Raw genomic sequence first — 16,684 nt, 5'->3', positions numbered from 1 at the left:
CCGGGTGCGGACGCATCATGCGTAGATTTCAAAATTCAGGAGCGCCGTGCGGCACCCCGGTGGGGTGCGCCGCTCCGCATCGCCAGCGGTTGCAACTATCACCGCCCGCCATGTCGAAAACAGGCAAGGGGGCCGATGTCAACGGGTGTTCTGCCGCAGCCACTTGTTCCAGGCGGCTTCCGAGCCGTTGAAAACATTGATGTCGGACTTGCCGGTCATGCCGGGCACGATGCCGGTTCCGGTGTACTGCCAAAAGGTGAAAGGATGGCTGCCATACTTCTGGCGCGGATGGCCGGCGACCGAGCGCAGCCAGTAAGGATAGCTGCGGAACGTCGCCAGGTTATTGTCATCGAAGAAGTCGAGCGACGTATAGATGATCGGCTTCTTGCCATAATGGCGCTCGACGATCTCGAGAAAGGTGGTCATCTCGCTGCGCACCGTCGCGGGATCAGGGCGCAGTCGGCAGGTCGGCGACTTCGGGTTCCATTCCATGTCGAGCACCGGCGGCATCGCCGACGGATCTTTCGGAACATTGGCGATGAACCAGCGCGCCTGGGTGGCGGCCGGGGTGCAGAAATAGAAGAAATGATAGGCCGCGCGCGGGATTCCGACGGCCTTGGTGCGTGCCCAGTGCTCGTTGAAATAATCGTCGAAGCGATCGCCGCCCTCGGTCGCCTTGATGAAGGCGAAGGAGATGCCGCTGGCCTTGGCCGTCGGCCAGTCGACAGAGGTCTGGTATTTTGAGACGTCGGTGCCGTGGACCGCATAATTCCACGGCGCGCCGCTGTCCCATTCATGCGGCTTGGAATCTTCGAAACGGGGCGCGCGCAGGGCGATCGTCTGCGATGACGGCGCCAGCGGCGATAGATCGTCCACGGTCGAGCAGGCGCTCAACAGCGTAAGCATCAGGATGGCCGCAAGACGGCGCATAGTATCCCCCGAGCCGGGATCAGCCGGCCGCTGATGGGTCCTTCACTGATGGTGGTCGCTTCCGCGCGCCCCTCCGGACGATCGCCCCACAGGACCGCCCAGTCTCTCCGTTCATCGCCGAACATGGTTGATAATCCATTGACGGCGCTCGACATCGACTATGATTTTGGAGAAGCAATGGCGGCAAATCGATGACATAAAGCGAACCGGAAAATCCAAGGGCGGAAAGATGCGGGCTGTTGTGAAGTTCATCAAATGGCTGCTCGGCCTCATTGTGCTGGCGGTGGTCGCGCTCTTCGCCTGGCTCTATCTTGCGCCGCCCGAACTGATCCGTGTCGGCTCGGGCTATGCGGCCAAGATCGTCTGCTCCAACGTGTTCATCGCCGGCCGCGACTCGAATGAAGTGCTGGCCGTCGACGTGCAGGCGCCGGGCCATCCGCTGCTCAAGCTGATGAAGGTATCCGTCGACAAGGAAAGGGGCCTCGTTTCGGCGGGCCTGCTTTGGATGCTTGGCAAGAGCGTCGCCGTAGAGCGCGACGGGGTCGGCTGCGCGTCGGTTCCGGATGGCGACACCGGCAGGGCGCGGCAGACCTCCGTCCATATCGAGCCTTTGGCGGTGGCCTTGCAGGATGCGCTCTGGCCGGAGGGCGAAAGGGTGGACGCCCTGCAAAACCCCGCCGTCACGAAGATCGTCGACGATGCCGCGATGGTCGGGACTGGCATGCGCGCGGTCGCGGTGGTGAAGAACGGCCGCATCGTCGCGGAGCGCTATGGCGAGGGTTTTTCGGCCAAGACGCCGCTGCTCGGCTGGTCGATGACCAAGACGGTGAACGCCGCGATCGTCGGCACGCTGGTCAAGGACGGCAAGATGGCTCTCGACAAGAAGGGCCTGTTCTCGCCGTGGAAGGCCGACGGTCGGGCGGCGATCAGCCTTGCCGACATGATGGCGATGTCGAGCGGGCTGGAGTTCAACGAGGATTATGGCGACGTCGCCGACGTGACGCGCATGCTCTATCTCGAGCCGGACATGGCGGGCTTTGCCGAGGCCAAGCCGCTCGGCGGCGAGGTGGGCAAGGCATTTTCCTATTCGAGCGGCACGGCTGTCATGCTGTCTCGGCTGTGGCAGGAGGCAATCGGCGACAAGGCGAAGGCGCTGAGCTGGCCACGCACGGCGCTGTTCGAGCCGCTCGGCATGCGCAGCGCGGTGCTCGAAACCGACGAGCGGGGCACTTTCGTCGGCTCGTCCTATCTCTATGCCACGGCGCACGACTGGGCCCGCTTCGGCCAGTTCCTTCTGCAGGGCGGTGTCTGGAACGGCGCCCAGATCCTGCCCACCGGCTTCGTCGACTGGATGCGGCAGCCGGCGCCGGCCTCGAAGGTTTACGGGAACGGCCAGGTGTGGATCGAGGGCCCGGGCGATGAGGAGAGTCCGGGTGCGGGCGCTGCCGCCGGCCTGCCCAAGGACACCTACTGGATGGAAGGCCATGACGGCCAGACAGTGGCCATCATTCCGTCGGAGCAATTGGTGGTGGTACGGCTCGGGCTGACACCTGCCAAGCTGGGCTATCGGCCGCAGACGATGGTGGCCGCGCTGGTCAAGGCCCTGCATCAGTAGGGCTTCTCTATTTTCGAGCTCCTATGACGCCGAGCCAGGCATAGCCGCGATAAAGCGTTCTGAAACGGAAGGTTGCGCCGGTCCGTTTCGACTCCGAGTCAAGGACGTCGCGCAGCGAGGCGCGCGGCGTGACATGGAATTTCCGCAGCCAGCCGCGCAGCAAGGCCCGGAACCAGTTTGGCAGACCTTCCTGCTGGCCGAAATCGACGACATGCAGCGAGCCGCCGGGTGCGAGCGCGGCAAGCGCGGCCGACACAGTCTTCTGCCAGCCGGGGATCATCGACAACGAATAGGATACGAAGACACGGTCGAAATGCCGTGCGCCGAAGAGCGCCGCGGGATCGAAATCCGTGGCGTCGCCGCGCGCCAGTTTGACCTTGTCGGAGAGACCTTCGCGAGCGATGGCCGCGTTTGCCGTCTCCAGCATCTCGGCCGAGATATCCAAACCGAAGAAGCGGGCGTCCGGATAGCCGCGGGCGGCAAGTACGATGTTGCGGCCGGTACCGCAGCCGAGCTCGAGCACGGTACCGCCTTGCGGCACGTCGAGCCCCGCTATCAGCCGGTCGCGGCCGAGCAGGTAGTATTTGCGGGTGATGTCGTAGATATGGCGCTGCCAGCGATAGACGCCGTCCATCAGTTCGGCATGGCGGACCGGCAGCTCCGTCGTGCTCATGCGGCGCGCTTCACATAGAGATGGAAGCCGCCATAGATCGCCGAACGATCCCTGGCCGAGAATTCGCGCGAGGCCTCGGCTTCGTAGCGCCACTGGTCGAGCAGGGAACTGGAGACGCGGCCCGGCAGCAGGCTGGGCTCGGCCGCGGTGCGGAAGATCACGCGCGCGCCAACCGAGGCCGTGCGGGTGATCTCGGTCCACAGATCGTTGAGCAGATCGTTGGTCATCCAGTCCTGCGCATCGAGCAGGACGAAGCGATCGACCGAGCCCGCATCCTTGCCGGCGAGGAATTTGATCAAGTTGGCATGATGGATGGCGACGCGTTCGGTGTTGGCGCGGATCGTCCTGTAGTTGCGCTGTTCCAGATAGGCGGGCAGAGCTGCCTCGCCGGGCTGCGGATAGTGGCGGGCAAAGGCCTGCCAGGCGAAATAGTTGTTCTTCAGCGGGAAATCGCAGGCGAGCTTCTCCAGCCGCGCCTTCAAGACGCTCGCCATCGAACCGTCGCCGGACGTGATCAGCGAGTCGTACTGTGCCGGCGGGATACCCAGACCGAAAAGCGAAGCCTTGCGCGATGTCGCCCAGCGCAGCAGCTTCTTGTCGAAGACCGGCGCCAGCTGCTCGTTAAAGAAACGGCGCTGCTCGCCGATGTTCTCGGCCTTCATGATGCCGGCCGGATCGACACCGAACAGTTTTGCCACACGATGGCCCATGGCGATGAAGAGGCCAAGCAGGCCGGTCTGGTAGAAGTTGCGGTCGAAAACCGCGATGCGGCGGCGGCCGCGCCAGTTCCTGCGCTCCCAGTAGTGACGGCTGACCGGGTCGAGATGCGGCGCGATGAAGCGGTCGTAAGCTTCCGAGTTGTGGCTGGTGTCGGCTGCGCCGAAGAAGCGGAACAAATCGCCCTGCGAGGGCAGATGGCGCACCGCCTCCAGCTTCATGCGGTTCAGCGCGATGTGCGCGGCGTTGAGGTCGACGGCGTCGATCCGGGCCGGCGAGCGGGTGAGGTAAGCCAGAATGTTGCAGCCGCCCGATGCGATTGTGACGACGCGATGGCCGGCGCCAAGCTGCATGGCGTCCATGTCGACCTCCGGGTCTTCCCAGATCTGGGGATAGACGAGGCCGGAAAACAGGAAGGCGAAAAGCCGCTCGGAAATGCCGTCCTTCGACAGGGCGCGGTTCTGGTAGACGGCTTTTCCAACCTCCTTGCCGCGTCGAAAAACGAGTTCTCCCGATACATCCGACATGGCAAGCTGATTCCCGTTTGCATTGGCGCAAGCGGGTAGCGCAGCGTTGTGACAGGCGGGTGACAGGCTGCCGACGTTAAGCTTAGGCCTTGCCGAATCCGCCGGGCGTCGGCGTGACGACGATGACGGCCTCGCCCGCGTCGAGCGTGGTCTGGTCGCAGGCCTTCAGCACCTCGATCGAGCCGTCGTTGCGTCTGACCTTGGTCGAGCCGGCCTCCCCGTCGCCGCCGCCGTTCAGACCCTGCGGCGGGCGATTGCGGTGCGAGGAGAGGATGGCGCATTCCATTTTTTCGAGGAAGCGGATCGTGCGTTTGGTGCCGCTGCCGGCGTTCCATTTGCCTTTGCCGCCGGAACCATCCCGGATGTGGAAGTCTTCCAGCACGACCGGGAAGCGCAGCTCCAGGACTTCGGGATCGGTAAGCCGCGAATTGGTCATATGCGTGTGGACGCCGGAGGTACCGGCAAAGCCGCGGCCCGAATTCATTTGGCCGGCCGGCGAGCCGGAGCAGATCGTCTCGTAATACTGGTATTGCCGGTTGCCGAAGGTGAGATTGTTCATTGTGCCTTGCGCGTTGGCCATCGCGCCCATGGCGCCGAACAGCGCGTTGGTGACATGCTGCGAGGTCTCGACATTGCCGGCGACGACGGCGGCAGGGTAGGAGGGTTTGAGCATGCAACCGTCGGGGATGACGATGTTGATCGGCCTGAGACATCCGGCGTTCATCGGGATCATGTCCTCGACCATGACGCGGAAGACATAGAGCACAGCGGCTCGCGCCACCGGCTCCGGCGCATTGAAATTGTTCTTCATGACCTTCGAGGTGCCGGTGAAATCGACCGTCGCGTCGCGCCTTTGCCGATCGACGGTGATCTTCACTTTGATCACCTGGCCGGTGTCGGTGGCATACTCGTAGTCGGAACTGTCGGGCAGCCTTTCCAGCACGCGGCGCACGCTCTCGGCGGCATTGTCCTGAACATGGCCCATATAGGCCTCGACGACAGCGAGGCAAAAATGCGCGACCATCTTGCGCAACTCCGCCACGCCCTTTTCGTTGGCGGCGATCTGCGCCTTGAGGTCGGCGATGTTCTGGGCGGGATTGCGGGCAGGATAGGGATGGTCGGTGAGGAGCGCCTCAAGTTCCTCCTCGCGGAAGCGGCCGCGATCGACGATGCGGAAATTGTCGAAAAGCACGCCTTCCTCGTCGACGGTTGTGGCCAAAGGCGTCATCGAGCCGGGCGCCGTGCCGCCGACATCGGCATGGTGGCCGCGCGAGGCCGCCCAGAAGAGGATTTCCTTGCGTGCGTCGTCGAACACCGGCGTCACCACGGTGATGTCGGGCAGATGCGTGCCGCCATTGTAGGGCGCGTTGAGCGCAAAAACGTCGCCGGGATGGATATCGCCCGAATTCAGGCGGATGACGGTTTCGACGGAGCGGTCCATGGACCCCAGATGCACCGGCATGTGCGGCGCGTTGGCGACCAGCGCGCCATGGCGGTCGAACACGGCGCAGGAAAAGTCCAGTCGCTCCTTGATGTTGACGGAATAGGCGGTGTTCTGCAGCGTGACGCCCATCTGCTCGGCGATCGACATGAAAAGGTTGTTGAAGACCTCGAGCATCACCGGATCGGCTTCGGTGCCAAGCGCCGCCTGCCGGGCCTTTTTCTCTGTACGCCGCAGCAGCACATGGTTCCTGGCCGTGATCTCGGCCTGCCAGCCCACCTCGACGACGATGGTCTGGTTCGGCTCGATGACGAGCGCAGGGCCGGCCACCTTGTGACCGGGCTTCAAATCCTCGCGACGGAAGATGCCGGCATCGCGCCAGGCGCCGTCGGCGAAGAATTGCCGGGACTGCCAGGGGCTTGCCACCTGGTCTTCGAGCCCTGATTCACTTTCGTCGCGGCCGGCGGTCCCGACATCGCTGCCTTCGACGCCGACTGCCTCGACGATCATCGGCTTGTCTTCGTAGACGAAGCCGAATTGCGCTTTATGGGCGGCCTCGAAATCGCTCCTGGCGCGAAAAATCGAGCCGTGCTCGAAGTTGACCGGCAAAGCCGTGTCGGTGCCGTCATAACGGATCTGCAGGACCGGCTTTGAGGCGATGGCGTCTTGCGCAATGCCTTGCACTGCAAGCTCGGCGATGACGCCCTGGTGCAAGGTCGCAATCAGGTCCTCGATCGAGGAGCGGGACTCTTCGGCGAGCGGCTTCAGCAACGCCTGCTGGCGCGAGGCGAAAACCGTCGACAGCCCGATGCCGTAAGCCGAAAGCAAGCCGGAGAAGGGGTGGATAAGCACCGCTTCCATGCCGAGCGCATCGGCGACGAGGCAGGCATGCTGGCCGCCGGCGCCACCGAAACAGTTCAGGAGATATTCGGTGACATCGTAACCGCGCTGCACCGAAATCTTCTTGATGGCGTTGGCCATGTTCTCGACGGCGATGGTGACGAAACCCTCGGCCACCGCTTCGGGCGAGCGTCCATCGCCGATCTCGGCGGCTAAAGCGGCGAATTTTTCGCGCACGGTGGCGACGTCGAGCGGCTGGTCTTGACCGGGGCCGAAGATCGCCGGGAAGACATCGGGCTGCAGCTTGCCGAGCATGACATTGGCGTCGGTGACGGCGAGCGGGCCGCCGCGTCGGTAAGCGGCCGGGCCGGGATTGGCTCCGGCGGAGTCCGGGCCGACGCGGAAGCGACCGGCCTCGTAATGCAGGATCGAGCCACCGCCGGCCGCGACGGTATGAATACGCATCATCGGCGCGCGGATGCGCACGCCGGCAACTTCAGTGTCGAAGGCGCGCTCGTATTCGCCGTCATAATGGGCGACGTCGGTCGAGGTGCCGCCCATGTCAAAGCCGACGACCTTGTCGAAGCCGGCGAGCTTCGCCGTCTCGACCATGCCGACGACGCCGCCGGCCGGGCCGGAAAGCAGCGCATCCTTGCCCTGGAACATGTCGGCGGCGGTCAACCCGCCCGATGACATCATGAACATCAGCCGCGGGCCGGCGCCCAATTCTCCCGCCACCCTTTGCACGTAGCGTGACAGGATCGGCGACAGATAGGCGTCGACCACCGTGGTGTCGCCACGACCGACCAGCTTGATCAGCGGCGAGACCTCGTGGCTGACCGATATCTGGCTGAAGCCGATCTTGCGGCAGACTTTCGCGACTGCTTTTTCATGGTCGGGATATTTCCAGGCGTGCATGAAGACGATGGCGACCGCGTCGATGCCGTCGGCCTTGGCCTGCTCGATCGCCGGGCGGCAGGCGGCGATGTCGAGCAGGCGCTCGACGGACCCGTCCGCGCGCACGCGCTCGTCGATCTCTACCACCCGCTCATAGAGCTGTTCGGGCAGGATGATCTCCTTGGCGAAAATATCCGGCCGCGCCTGATAGGCGATGCGCAGCGCGTCGCGAAAACCCCTGGTGATGAGCAGCAGCACGCGGTCGCCCTTGCGCTCCAGCAGCGCGTTGGTAGCGACAGTGGTACCCATTTTTATGTCGCCGATCCGCTCCGCGGGGATGGCGGCGCCGGTTTTCAGTCCAAGCAGTTCGCGGATGCCCTGGATGGCGGCATCGGCATAGGCCTCAGGGTTCTCCGACAAAAGCTTCCGGGGATGCAGTCGGCCTTGCGGATCGCGGCCGATGATATCGGTGAAGGTCCCGCCCCGGTCGATCCAGAAATCCCATTTGTTGGCTGCGGCGTCCTGCATGCTGCTTATCCGTTATCTGCGACAACCCGTTCTGTTAGTTCGCCGTTTTGGCCCCGGCAACCATGCGCTTGGTGTTACACATGGAAACGCAACGTTACGAAACCCGGGTCCGATTTCTGCATTTCCTCTGCGACGTTCACCGAAACGTGAGCGTTTTCTGAAGGAGAGATACCATGAAGAAGCTTATTCTGGCGTCTGTTTCGGCGCTCGCCCTGCTGGGGGTCGCGGCTTGCAGCGACAGCAGCACCGACAACACCACCACGCAGAGCACCAACCCGCCGGCCAACGAACAGCCAATGAAGCCGGCCACCCCTGACCCTTCGAAGCCTGCTGAACCGGCTCCGGCAACACCTCCTGCTGCGCCCGCGCAGTAGAAGTTCATCCACTGAAATCAGGAAGGCCGGCCCCTGTGCCGGCCTTCCTTTTGGCGGGACTGTCCTCAAAGTCGTTCGACCTGCGGCATCGTCCCGGCTTGATAGCGGTGCCCGGTTCGCACTAAGAAGCCGCATGTCGATTTGGGACCGCCTCGGCGACTTCATCGCTCGTGTTTCGTCGTCGGCGTCCTCGGGCGTCGGCGATGTCGTCGAGGCCGTGCGGACCATGTACTCGGGCGACCCGGATCTACGCCGGCGCGTGGCCTTCTCGGTGGCGATGATCGCGCTTTCGGCCAAGATGGCGAAGGCCGACGGCATCGTCACCCAGGACGAGGTGCGCGCCTTCCAGGAAATCTTTGAGGTGCCGCCGAGCGAAACGCGCAATGTGGCGCGCCTCTATGACCTCGCCAAGCGCGATGTTGCCGGATTTGAGATCTACGCCCAGCGCATGTCGCAGCTTTGCGGTTCCGGTCATGCGAATTGCAAGATGCTGGAAGACATACTCGACGGGCTGTTCCACATCGCCAAGGCGGATGGCCTGGTTCACGAGAGGGAAGGGCAATTCCTGCATCGCATCGCCGAGATTTTTCAGATCGATGAGGCGCATTACCAGGCGATCCTGGCGCGCCACGTCAATCTCGGCGCCGCCGATCCCTATGTGGTTCTCGGCGTCGAACGCGGGAAGCCATTCGAGGAGGTCAGGAAGCGTTATCGCAAGCTGATCTCCGACAACCATCCCGACCGGCTGATCGCGCGCGGCCTGCCGCAGGAATTCATCAAGATCGCCACGACAAGGGTCGCAGCGATCAATGCCGCCTATGAGATGATCGAACGGGGCCTCAGGCACGTATGAGCGGTTTCTTGCCCGACCAGCCGGGTGCCGAGGTCAGGCTATCGCCGAATTTCGGTCCGCGACGCGAGACGCTCAGGCCCGACATGATCGTGCTGCACTATACCGGCATGCCGACGGGGCCCGGGGCCGAGGCCTGGCTGTGCGATCCGGCAAGCGAGGTATCCTCGCACTATCTTGTGCATGAGGACGGCCGCATCGTGCAAATGGTGCGCGAAAGCGACCGCGCCTGGCATGCCGGCAAGAGTTCATGGTTCGGGTGCACCGACATCAACTCCTGCTCTGTCGGCATCGAGATCGTCAACCCGGGGCATTCGCTGGGCTACAAAACCTTCCCGAAGCGGCAGATCAAGGCCGTGATCGATTTATGCGCGGGGATCGCTGATCGGCATTCCATTCCACCGCAAAGGGTGCTTGCGCATTCCGATGTGGCGCCGGGACGCAAGGTCGACCCGGGCGAGAAGTTTCCCTGGAAGGCGCTCTTTGCCGCCGGCGTCGGTCATCTGGTTCCCGCGACGCCGATCAGGACGGGCGCGGCGCTGAAGGCGGGCGACGCAGGTGCTGACGTGGAAGCCCTGCAATCGATGCTGGCGCTTTACGGCTACAGGGCCGAGATATCGGGTGTCTTCGACCGCCAGACGGAAATCGTGGTGGCGGCGTTTCAGCGGCATTTTCGACGGCGGCTCGTCGACGGCGTGGCGGACGGTTCGACGATCAGCACGCTCCAAAGGCTGCTGGCTGCGGTAAAGGCAGCCTCTTCCAAATAGCCGGCCAAGCTGTCTAAATTACAATTTGTCATACAAAGTGAATTGCCTCGCCTTTATTGGCGCCAATTCGGTCTCCAAACGCATCTCCCGCAAGTTGTCGGGCATCTATCCCTCCAAGATGCTCCGGTGTTGGATTGGCCTCGCCGCGTGAAATTCTTCGCGCGGTTCTAACAGAACAGGAATACATGCAAAGATTGACCGTTGTAGCGGCAGCCGTTGCTGCCGGAGTGATGACTTTTGCCTTCAGCCCAGCGAACAGCGCCCCCCTGAGCCTCCGGGCGGCGGACAACGGGCTTGCTGCGACCCCTTCAAAGCCCAAGGCTGCGCCAAGCGCCAAGACTTCGACGGCCAAGAGAGCTACCCCGGCGAAGGTGCAGAAAGCCGCCGCAGCGCGGTCCGCGAAATCAAGAGTCAAACGCTACGCAAAGCGCAGCAGGCAAACCATCGACCTGACCGCGACAGCTTCCATCCGTCCTGAAAAGCCCGCCTTGTCTTCTTCGGCAACTGGCGACGGCCAATATTCGGCGATCATCGCCCGCTATGCGGCAAGCTACGGCGTGCCGGTGTCGCTGGCCAAGGCCGTCATCACGATCGAGAGCAACTTCCGGCCCAACATGGTCGGCGGCGCCGGCGAGATCGGCCTGATGCAGATCAAGCCGGCGACGGCCCGGATGATGGGCTATACCGGTTCGGTCAAGGGACTGTTCGATCCCGACACCAACATCAAATACGGCATGAAGTACCTCGCCATGGCGCAGGGGCTAGGTGGCGGCACCACCTGCGGTACCATCCTCAAATACAATGCCGGACATGGGGCGACGCGGATGAATCCGATTTCGGCCGCCTATTGCAGCAAGGTGAAGGTGCAGATGGCAGCGCTCGGTTCGCCTGTCTAAGCGGGACAGTTGCCTTTTTTGTTGCGTTTTCAGGCGCGAATCCCTTTATACGCCCTTGCCAGCTGGCCGGGCGGCCGCGCCCGCAAGAGCCGAAAGGCTGCGGGTGAGGAAAGTCCGGGCTCCATGGAGACACGGTGCCGGCTAACGGCCGGCGGGGGAGACCCCAGGGAAAGTGCCACAGAAAGCAAACCGCCGCGGCATTTGCCGCGGCAAGGGTGAAAGGGTGGGGTAAGAGCCCACCGCGCGACTGGCAACAGAAGCGGCACGGCAAACCCCACCGGGAGCAAGACCGAATAGGGGCGGTGCGAAGGGAAACCTTCGAGGGCTGTTTCCGGCCCACCGCCCGGGTAGGTTGCGTGAGGCGCATGGCGACATGCGCCCAAGATGAATGGCCGCCACGTTCCCGCGCCGCAAGGCGTGGGGGCCATACAGAACCCGGCTTACAGGCCAGCTGGCATTTTCCTCCACAGCGCTCCGAGCCGCTCAGCCGCCAAGCCGGTCCAAAGACGCCTCGATCGCCTGCCAGAGCTCTTCCACCGGCTCGCAGCCGACGGCCAGCCGCACGAAGCCGGGCGGCACGGCATCGCCGCGCTTCGATCGCCGCTCGGCCGATGTATGGACGCCACCAAACGAGGTCGCCGATTCAATCAGCGCGCAGTTGTTGATGAAATCCTCGGCCTTCTCTTCCGAAGCCAGTTCGAACGAGATGAGAAAGCCGAAGCGCTCCATCTGGGCACGCGCCAGATTGTGCGAGGGGTCGCCCTCAAGGCCTGGAAAGCGCAAGCCGCTCACGGCGCGATGCCCCTTGAGCCGGCGGGCGATCGTTTCCGCCGAGGAGCACATGCGATCGTACCGCACCTCAAGTGTTTCAAGGCCGCGATGCACGAGCCAGGCCTCGAACGGCCCGGGAATGCCGCCGGCGGTTTCTCGCCAGTCCCTGACCTTGGCGATAATATCCGGATCGCGGCTGGCGACATGGCCGAACAGCACATCCGAGTGACCGTTGATCGCCTTGGTGTCGGCCGAGACCACGATGTCGGCGCCAAGGTCGAGCGGGCGCTGGCCGAAGGGCGTCATCGTCGTGTTGTCGACGATGAGGAGCGCACCTTGTTCGTGGGCGGTCTTGGCGACGGCGGCGATGTCGCAGATATCCAGCCTTGGGTTCGAGGGGGTTTCGACGAAGACCAGCCGGTAGCCGGCGAAGCCGCCGTCGAGCATGCTCGATGTCGGCCTCACGTCATAGGCGATGCCGAGCGGTTTCAGGAAACGCTCCGCCAGGGCTCGCGTCGTGTGGTAGCCGTCCGAGGGCAAGAGGATGCGGTCGCCAGATTTGACCAGCGCAAAGAACGTTGCCGAAATCGCCGCCATGCCCGACGGAAAGGCGATGCACTGCGCATCTTCGAGATGACCAAGCGCATGCTCGACCGCGTGCCATGTCGGATTGCTGAAGCGGCCGTATTGATCGAAGCCCGTCGCGTCCCCCGGCGAATGAAAGATCGAGGCCATGGTCAGTGGCAAAGGGATGGGATCGCCCTTGGCGAAATCGCCGCTGCGCAGATGGGCAAGTGTCGCGGCGCGTGACTTCGCGGTTTCGGACATTGGGCGCATTCCTTCACTGAACTGACGTCCGAACGCTAGGCGTGCCGGCCCTTCGCGGCAAGCCGCGTCCTTTTGGGCCAGAGCCTTCTAAACGCTTCGTTAGGCTTAATGGTCGATAAAGACGAGACGTGCCGCGAGCCTGCGCTTTCAGGTTGTGGCATGCGTGTTTGTGATGCCTCTTCCCGTTGACGCCCATATTACCCCATGATATCCCATTCTCATCAAGCTTTCGTTCCGCGTCAGGGTGAAGCGTACGCCAATCGGGCAGTCGCGGCGGCTGCGCGTTTGCCGGTTTTCGCCTTGGTGAATGAAGCGATTTGTCGCGAGGCGATGCGCGGCGGCGGCGCGGAGAAAAACATGGGCAGGGGTGCGGCGGCGACAGCGGCTGTAAGGCGTAGTGGACCGATTTCTGTCAAACGCAGTGAACAGGATCGATGCGAAGGGGCGGGTATCCGTTCCGGCGCATTTCCGTTCGGTCGTGCAGAAACGTGGCTATGCGGAACTCTATGCGCTACGCTGCCTCGACCTTCCGGCGATGGACGTCGGCGGGCTCGATCTGCTCGACCGGTACGAGCAGCGGATCGCGCTGGAAGATCCCTTCCTGCAGACGGCGGACGATATGTCCTTCTTCTGCCATGGCGACGGGACGTTCCTGAAACTCGACCAGGACGGCCGCATCACGATGACCGATTTCATCCGCGAGCACACGGGCATCTCGAACGAGGTGGCCTTTGTCGGCCGCGGCAATTTCTTCCAGATCTGGGAGCCGGGCCGACTTGCCGCCTATGGGGCGCAGGCTCGAGCCAGGCTTTTGCAGCTTCGGCAGGGGACGAAGCCCGGGGAGCGACCGGAATGATGACTGGCCACGGCGATGATCCTCACGCCGTTGGCGGACTGGTCCGTCACATTCCGGTCCTCCTTGCCGAAGTGCTGGAGGCGCTTGAACCCAAGGCGGGTGAGACGATCGTCGACGGCACGTTCGGCGCCGGCGGCTACACCACCGCCATCCTCGAGCGCGGCGCCTCGGTCGTGGCCATCGACCGCGATCCGGATGCGATCGCCGCGGGCAAGGCTCTGGAACAGCAGGCCGGCGGCAGGCTGAAGCTCGTTCAGGAGCCGTTCTCGACCCTGGACAAGCATGTCGAAAGCGCCGACGGCGTCGTGCTCGACATCGGCGTCTCGTCGATGCAGCTCGACCAGGCCGGGCGCGGCTTTTCCTTTCGCGCCGACGGACCGCTCGACATGCGCATGGCGCAGGCTGGCCTGAGCGCCGCCGACGTCGTGAACACCTTCAAGGCGGGCGACCTTGCCCGCATCTTCGGCTTTCTCGGCGAAGAGCGGCATGCCGGCCGCATCGCCCGCATGATCGAGGCCCGGCGCGAGAAGCGGCCCTTCGAGCGCACGCTCGATCTTGCCGACGCCATCGCCACCCATGTCGGCCGCGCGCCGAAGGACAAGATCCATCCCGCCACCCGCGTCTTCCAGGCGCTGCGCATCTTCGTCAATGACGAGCTGGGCGAGTTGGTGAGCGCGCTGTTCGCCGCCGAGCGGGTGCTGAAGCCGGGCGGCAGGCTCGCCGTCGTGACCTTTCATTCGCTGGAGGATCGCATCGTCAAGCGCTTCATCGCCGATCGCGCCGATGCGGCCAGCGGATCGCGTCATATGCCGGACGCGCCGGCGCGGGTGGCGACCTTCCGCAAATCCGGCGGCGGGGTGACGCCGGGAGAGGCTGAGATCGCCGGCAATCCGCGGGCGCGCTCGGCGAGGCTGCGCGCGGCAATCCGCACCGGCGCGCCTGCGCGCGCCGGTGACTTTTCGATTTTCGGCCTTCCAAAGCTTCCCGCCGTCGAGCGGCCGGGGGAGAGGTAAGCACGTGTTTCGCACCAGCGATATAGTCCTGATCGCCGTAATGGTCTCGGCGGCGGCATTGACGTACAAGACCAAGCGCGAGGCCGAGGACCAGCTGGCGGCGGTGCAGAAGCTGCAGGCGCAGATCCGCTACGAGGAAGACACAATCGATCTTCTCAAGGCGGACTGGAGCCTGCTCACCCAGCCGGCGCGGCTGCAGAAGCTTGCCGAAATCTACAAGTCGCAGCTCGGGCTCGAGCCGCTCAACGCCCACCAAATCGGCGGGCTCGACGACGTGCCGATGAAGCCGCTCAATATCGAGGACCTGTCGTCGCAGCCGCTCGGCGGCATGGCCGACAATTCGGGCAAAGGGCCGTCGGACGGCAAGGATCCGGTGGTGACCGGGAGCACCGTGCAATGATCAGCAGGCTTCCAGGGATCGGCAACCTGCTGAAGCGCCGAAGCAAGGCAGCTGAGGACGGCTCGATCGTCGTCGACGCCGCCCGCAAGGCAACCGGCGGCAAGGCCAAGACCCGCATCGTCATGACGATGGCGGTGTTCTTCACCATCTATTCGACGATTGCCGGCCGACTGGTCTATCTCGGCCTGCAGAATCCGGACAATTCGGGTGGTCCGCAGAGCCGCGTCACTGCATCGCGGCCGGACATCGTCGACCGCAACGGCGAGGTGCTGGCGACCGACATCAAGACGGCGTCGCTGTTCGCCGAGCCGCGCCGTATCGTCGACGCCGACGAGGCGATCGAGAAGCTCTCGACCGTGCTTCCCGAGATTGACTACGAGCAGACTTATCACAAGCTGAAGAGCGGCGCCGGCTTCGTCTGGCTGCAGCGGCAGCTGACGCCGAAGCAGCAGGCCGACATCATGGCGCTCGGCATCCCGGGTCTCGGTTTCCGCACCGAAAAGCGCCGCTTCTATCCGAGCGGCGAAACGTCATCCTACATTGTCGGGCTCACCAACATCGACAATCAGGGCATCTCCGGTATGGAGAAGTACATCGACGACCAGGGCTTGACCGATCTGCAGGCGTCAGGACTGGCGGTGGCCAGGGATCTGAAGCCGGTGAAGCTGTCGATCGACCTGCGCGTCCAGCATGTGGTGCGCGACGAGGTGGCGACCGGCATGGAGCGGTTCCATGCGATCGCGGCCGGCGCGGTGGTCCTCAATATCAAGACCGGCGAAGTGCTGGCCATGGCCTCGGTGCCGGATTTCGACCCCAACAATCCCTACAATGCTCAGGAAAAGGACCGGCTGAACCGCATGTCGGCCGGCCTCTACGAGATGGGCTCGACCTTCAAGAGCTTCACCACCGGCATGGCGCTCGATTCCGGCAAGGTGACGCTGGAGAGTCGCTTCGATGCGTCGCGCCCGATCAGGATCGGCCGCCAGACCATCCATGATTTCCACAGCAAAGGCCGTGTGCTTTCGGTGCCCGAAGTGTTCATCTATTCATCCAACATCGGCTCGGCCAAAGAAGCCGAGGCTGTCGGCATCGAAGGGCATCGCGAGTTCCTGCATCGGCTAGGCGTGCTCGAAAAGATGCAGACGGAATTGCCGGAAGTGGCGCGCCCGACCGAGCCGAAAGTATGGAAGCAGGTCAATTCGATCACCATCGCCTTCGGCCATGGCGTCTCGACAACGCCCCTGCAGACTGCCGTCGGCTGCGCCGCATTGATGAGTGGCTATTTGATCGAGCCGACTTTTCTGCCGCGCACGGCCGAGCAGGCGATGGAGGTGGCCAAAAGGGTGGTCAAGGACACAACGGTGGAAGGGATGCGCTATCTCTACGCACTCAACGCCGAGAAAGGCTCAGGCAAGAGCGCCAGGGTTCCGGGTTACCGCGTCGGCGGCAAGACGGGCACGGCGGAAAAGGTCGTCAACGGTCGTTATTCGAAAGAGAAGAATTTCAACGCCTTCGTCGCCGCCTTTCCGATGGACGACCCGCAATATATCGTGCTGACCATCGCCGATGAGCCGAAGCCGGAAAAGCCCGGCATGGGCGCCACCGCCGCCTCGAATGCCGGCATCATGGCAGGCAACATCATCAGGCGTGCGGCTTCGATGCTTGGCGTGAAGCCAGATTTCAGCCATGAAAATGGTGCAACGCTGGTTTCCTATCAGTGATTCTTGGGGCGCGCCGGCAACTGCGCGCTATTTTGTTGCG

The 16,684-nt window shown here is 63.6% G+C and carries 14 protein-coding genes and 1 other RNA gene; 10 read left to right on the top strand and 5 right to left on the bottom strand.

Features of this window, described 5'->3' with window-relative positions; all coding sequences use genetic code 11:
• Positions 1 to 138: 138 nt before the first annotated feature.
• Positions 139 to 930 carry a GH25 family lysozyme gene (locus CK224_RS26525; RefSeq protein WP_095783830.1) on the bottom strand — a complete coding sequence of 264 codons (792 nt, stop codon included), beginning with the start codon at positions 928 to 930 and terminating at the stop codon, positions 139 to 141.
• Positions 931 to 1,159: 229 nt separating this feature from the next.
• Between CK224_RS26525 and CK224_RS26520 the strand changes: the two genes are divergently transcribed.
• Entirely contained in the window at positions 1,160 to 2,545 is a 1,386-nt protein-coding gene (locus CK224_RS26520) for a serine hydrolase (RefSeq protein ID WP_095783860.1), read from the top strand.
• Positions 2,546 to 2,552: 7 nt separating this feature from the next.
• Here the strand turns inward: CK224_RS26520 and CK224_RS26515 are convergent, their stop codons facing one another.
• From CK224_RS26515 to CK224_RS26505, 3 genes are all read right to left on the bottom strand, one after another.
• Positions 2,553 to 3,218, bottom strand: a complete 666-nt coding sequence (locus CK224_RS26515; protein ID WP_095783829.1) for a class I SAM-dependent methyltransferase — start codon at positions 3,216 to 3,218, stop codon at positions 2,553 to 2,555.
• Positions 3,215 to 4,462 (bottom strand): DUF3419 family protein, encoded by a 1,248-nt coding sequence (locus CK224_RS26510; protein ID WP_095783828.1) that lies wholly within the window; start codon positions 4,460 to 4,462, stop codon positions 3,215 to 3,217. Before CK224_RS26510 ends, CK224_RS26515 begins: the two co-directional genes overlap by 4 nt.
• Positions 4,463 to 4,544: 82 nt before the next feature.
• Positions 4,545 to 8,168: a hydantoinase B/oxoprolinase family protein gene (locus tag CK224_RS26505; RefSeq protein ID WP_095783827.1), complete on the bottom strand. Its 3,624-nt coding sequence runs from the start codon at positions 8,166 to 8,168 to the stop codon at positions 4,545 to 4,547.
• Positions 8,169 to 8,341: 173 nt separating this feature from the next.
• On the opposite strand from CK224_RS26505, the gene CK224_RS26500 reads away from it, so the two are divergent.
• From CK224_RS26500 to rnpB, 5 genes are all read left to right on the top strand, one after another.
• The gene (locus tag CK224_RS26500) at positions 8,342 to 8,542 is read left to right on the top strand and encodes a hypothetical protein (RefSeq protein ID WP_082954075.1); all 201 of its coding nucleotides are present in this window, start codon (positions 8,342 to 8,344) and stop codon (positions 8,540 to 8,542) included.
• Between the two features lie 133 nt (positions 8,543 to 8,675).
• A complete protein-coding gene (locus tag CK224_RS26495) occupies positions 8,676 to 9,395 on the top strand; it encodes a DnaJ family molecular chaperone (protein ID WP_067329023.1) in 720 nt (239 codons plus the stop codon).
• The gene (locus CK224_RS26490) at positions 9,392 to 10,159 is read left to right on the top strand and encodes an N-acetylmuramoyl-L-alanine amidase (RefSeq protein WP_095783826.1); all 768 of its coding nucleotides are present in this window, start codon (positions 9,392 to 9,394) and stop codon (positions 10,157 to 10,159) included. The genes CK224_RS26495 and CK224_RS26490 overlap by 4 nt, the downstream gene beginning before the upstream one ends.
• Before the next feature lie 185 nt (positions 10,160 to 10,344).
• Positions 10,345 to 11,055, top strand: coding sequence for a transglycosylase SLT domain-containing protein (locus CK224_RS26485; protein WP_095783825.1), 711 nt, complete (start codon positions 10,345 to 10,347; stop codon positions 11,053 to 11,055).
• A 58-nt stretch (positions 11,056 to 11,113) separates the two neighbouring features.
• Positions 11,114 to 11,514, top strand: an RNA gene (gene rnpB / locus CK224_RS26480) — RNase P RNA component class A.
• A 24-nt stretch (positions 11,515 to 11,538) separates the two neighbouring features.
• On the opposite strand, the gene CK224_RS26475 is transcribed toward rnpB, so the two are convergent.
• The gene (locus CK224_RS26475; RefSeq protein WP_095783824.1) at positions 11,539 to 12,654 is read right to left on the bottom strand and encodes a cystathionine gamma-lyase; all 1,116 of its coding nucleotides are present in this window, start codon (positions 12,652 to 12,654) and stop codon (positions 11,539 to 11,541) included.
• A gap of 397 nt (positions 12,655 to 13,051) precedes the next feature.
• Between CK224_RS26475 and mraZ the strand changes: the two genes are divergently transcribed.
• The 4 genes from mraZ to CK224_RS26455 are packed head-to-tail and all read left to right on the top strand — an operon-like array spanning position 13,052 to position 16,644.
• Complete coding sequence (gene mraZ, locus CK224_RS26470) at positions 13,052 to 13,510, top strand: division/cell wall cluster transcriptional repressor MraZ (RefSeq protein WP_095783823.1); 459 nt, start codon at positions 13,052 to 13,054, stop codon at positions 13,508 to 13,510.
• On the top strand, positions 13,507 to 14,523 hold the full coding sequence (rsmH, locus tag CK224_RS26465; RefSeq protein WP_095783822.1) for a 16S rRNA (cytosine(1402)-N(4))-methyltransferase RsmH: 1,017 nt from the start codon (positions 13,507 to 13,509) through the stop codon (positions 14,521 to 14,523). The genes mraZ and rsmH overlap by 4 nt, the downstream gene beginning before the upstream one ends.
• Before the next feature lie 4 nt (positions 14,524 to 14,527).
• On the top strand, positions 14,528 to 14,923 hold the full coding sequence (locus tag CK224_RS26460) for a hypothetical protein (RefSeq protein ID WP_066990723.1): 396 nt from the start codon (positions 14,528 to 14,530) through the stop codon (positions 14,921 to 14,923).
• Positions 14,920 to 16,644, top strand: coding sequence for a penicillin-binding protein 2 (locus CK224_RS26455; protein WP_066990727.1), 1,725 nt, complete (start codon positions 14,920 to 14,922; stop codon positions 16,642 to 16,644). The genes CK224_RS26460 and CK224_RS26455 overlap by 4 nt, the downstream gene beginning before the upstream one ends.
• The last annotated feature ends 40 nt before the right edge of the window (positions 16,645 to 16,684 follow it).

The organism is Mesorhizobium sp. WSM3862 (genome assembly GCF_002294985.1).
In the GTDB taxonomy this organism is placed as follows: domain Bacteria; phylum Pseudomonadota; class Alphaproteobacteria; order Rhizobiales; family Rhizobiaceae; genus Mesorhizobium.
Note: the sequence above shows the minus strand (reverse complement) of the source record. Positions and strands in the feature narration are given on the sequence as shown.

What these genes read in the sequence shown, in the direction of transcription:
- CK224_RS26520 (WP_095783860.1), top strand. Translation starts at nt 1,160, where the DNA reads ATGCGGGCTGTTGTGAAGTTCATCAAATGGCTGCTCGGCCTCATTGTG.
- CK224_RS26495 (WP_067329023.1), top strand. Translation starts at nt 8,676, where the DNA reads ATGTCGATTTGGGACCGCCTCGGCGACTTCATCGCTCGTGTTTCGTCG.
- CK224_RS26505 (WP_095783827.1), bottom strand. Translation starts at nt 8,168, where the DNA reads ATGCAGGACGCCGCAGCCAACAAATGGGATTTCTGGATCGACCGGGGC.
- CK224_RS26490 (WP_095783826.1), top strand. Translation starts at nt 9,392, where the DNA reads ATGAGCGGTTTCTTGCCCGACCAGCCGGGTGCCGAGGTCAGGCTATCG.
- rsmH (WP_095783822.1), top strand. Translation starts at nt 13,507, where the DNA reads ATGATGACTGGCCACGGCGATGATCCTCACGCCGTTGGCGGACTGGTC.
- CK224_RS26515 (WP_095783829.1), bottom strand. Translation starts at nt 3,218, where the DNA reads ATGAGCACGACGGAGCTGCCGGTCCGCCATGCCGAACTGATGGACGGC.
- CK224_RS26455 (WP_066990727.1), top strand. Translation starts at nt 14,920, where the DNA reads ATGATCAGCAGGCTTCCAGGGATCGGCAACCTGCTGAAGCGCCGAAGC.
- CK224_RS26500 (WP_082954075.1), top strand. Translation starts at nt 8,342, where the DNA reads ATGAAGAAGCTTATTCTGGCGTCTGTTTCGGCGCTCGCCCTGCTGGGG.
- CK224_RS26485 (WP_095783825.1), top strand. Translation starts at nt 10,345, where the DNA reads ATGCAAAGATTGACCGTTGTAGCGGCAGCCGTTGCTGCCGGAGTGATG.
- CK224_RS26475 (WP_095783824.1), bottom strand. Translation starts at nt 12,654, where the DNA reads ATGTCCGAAACCGCGAAGTCACGCGCCGCGACACTTGCCCATCTGCGC.
- CK224_RS26525 (WP_095783830.1), bottom strand. Translation starts at nt 930, where the DNA reads ATGCGCCGTCTTGCGGCCATCCTGATGCTTACGCTGTTGAGCGCCTGC.
- CK224_RS26510 (WP_095783828.1), bottom strand. Translation starts at nt 4,462, where the DNA reads ATGTCGGATGTATCGGGAGAACTCGTTTTTCGACGCGGCAAGGAGGTT.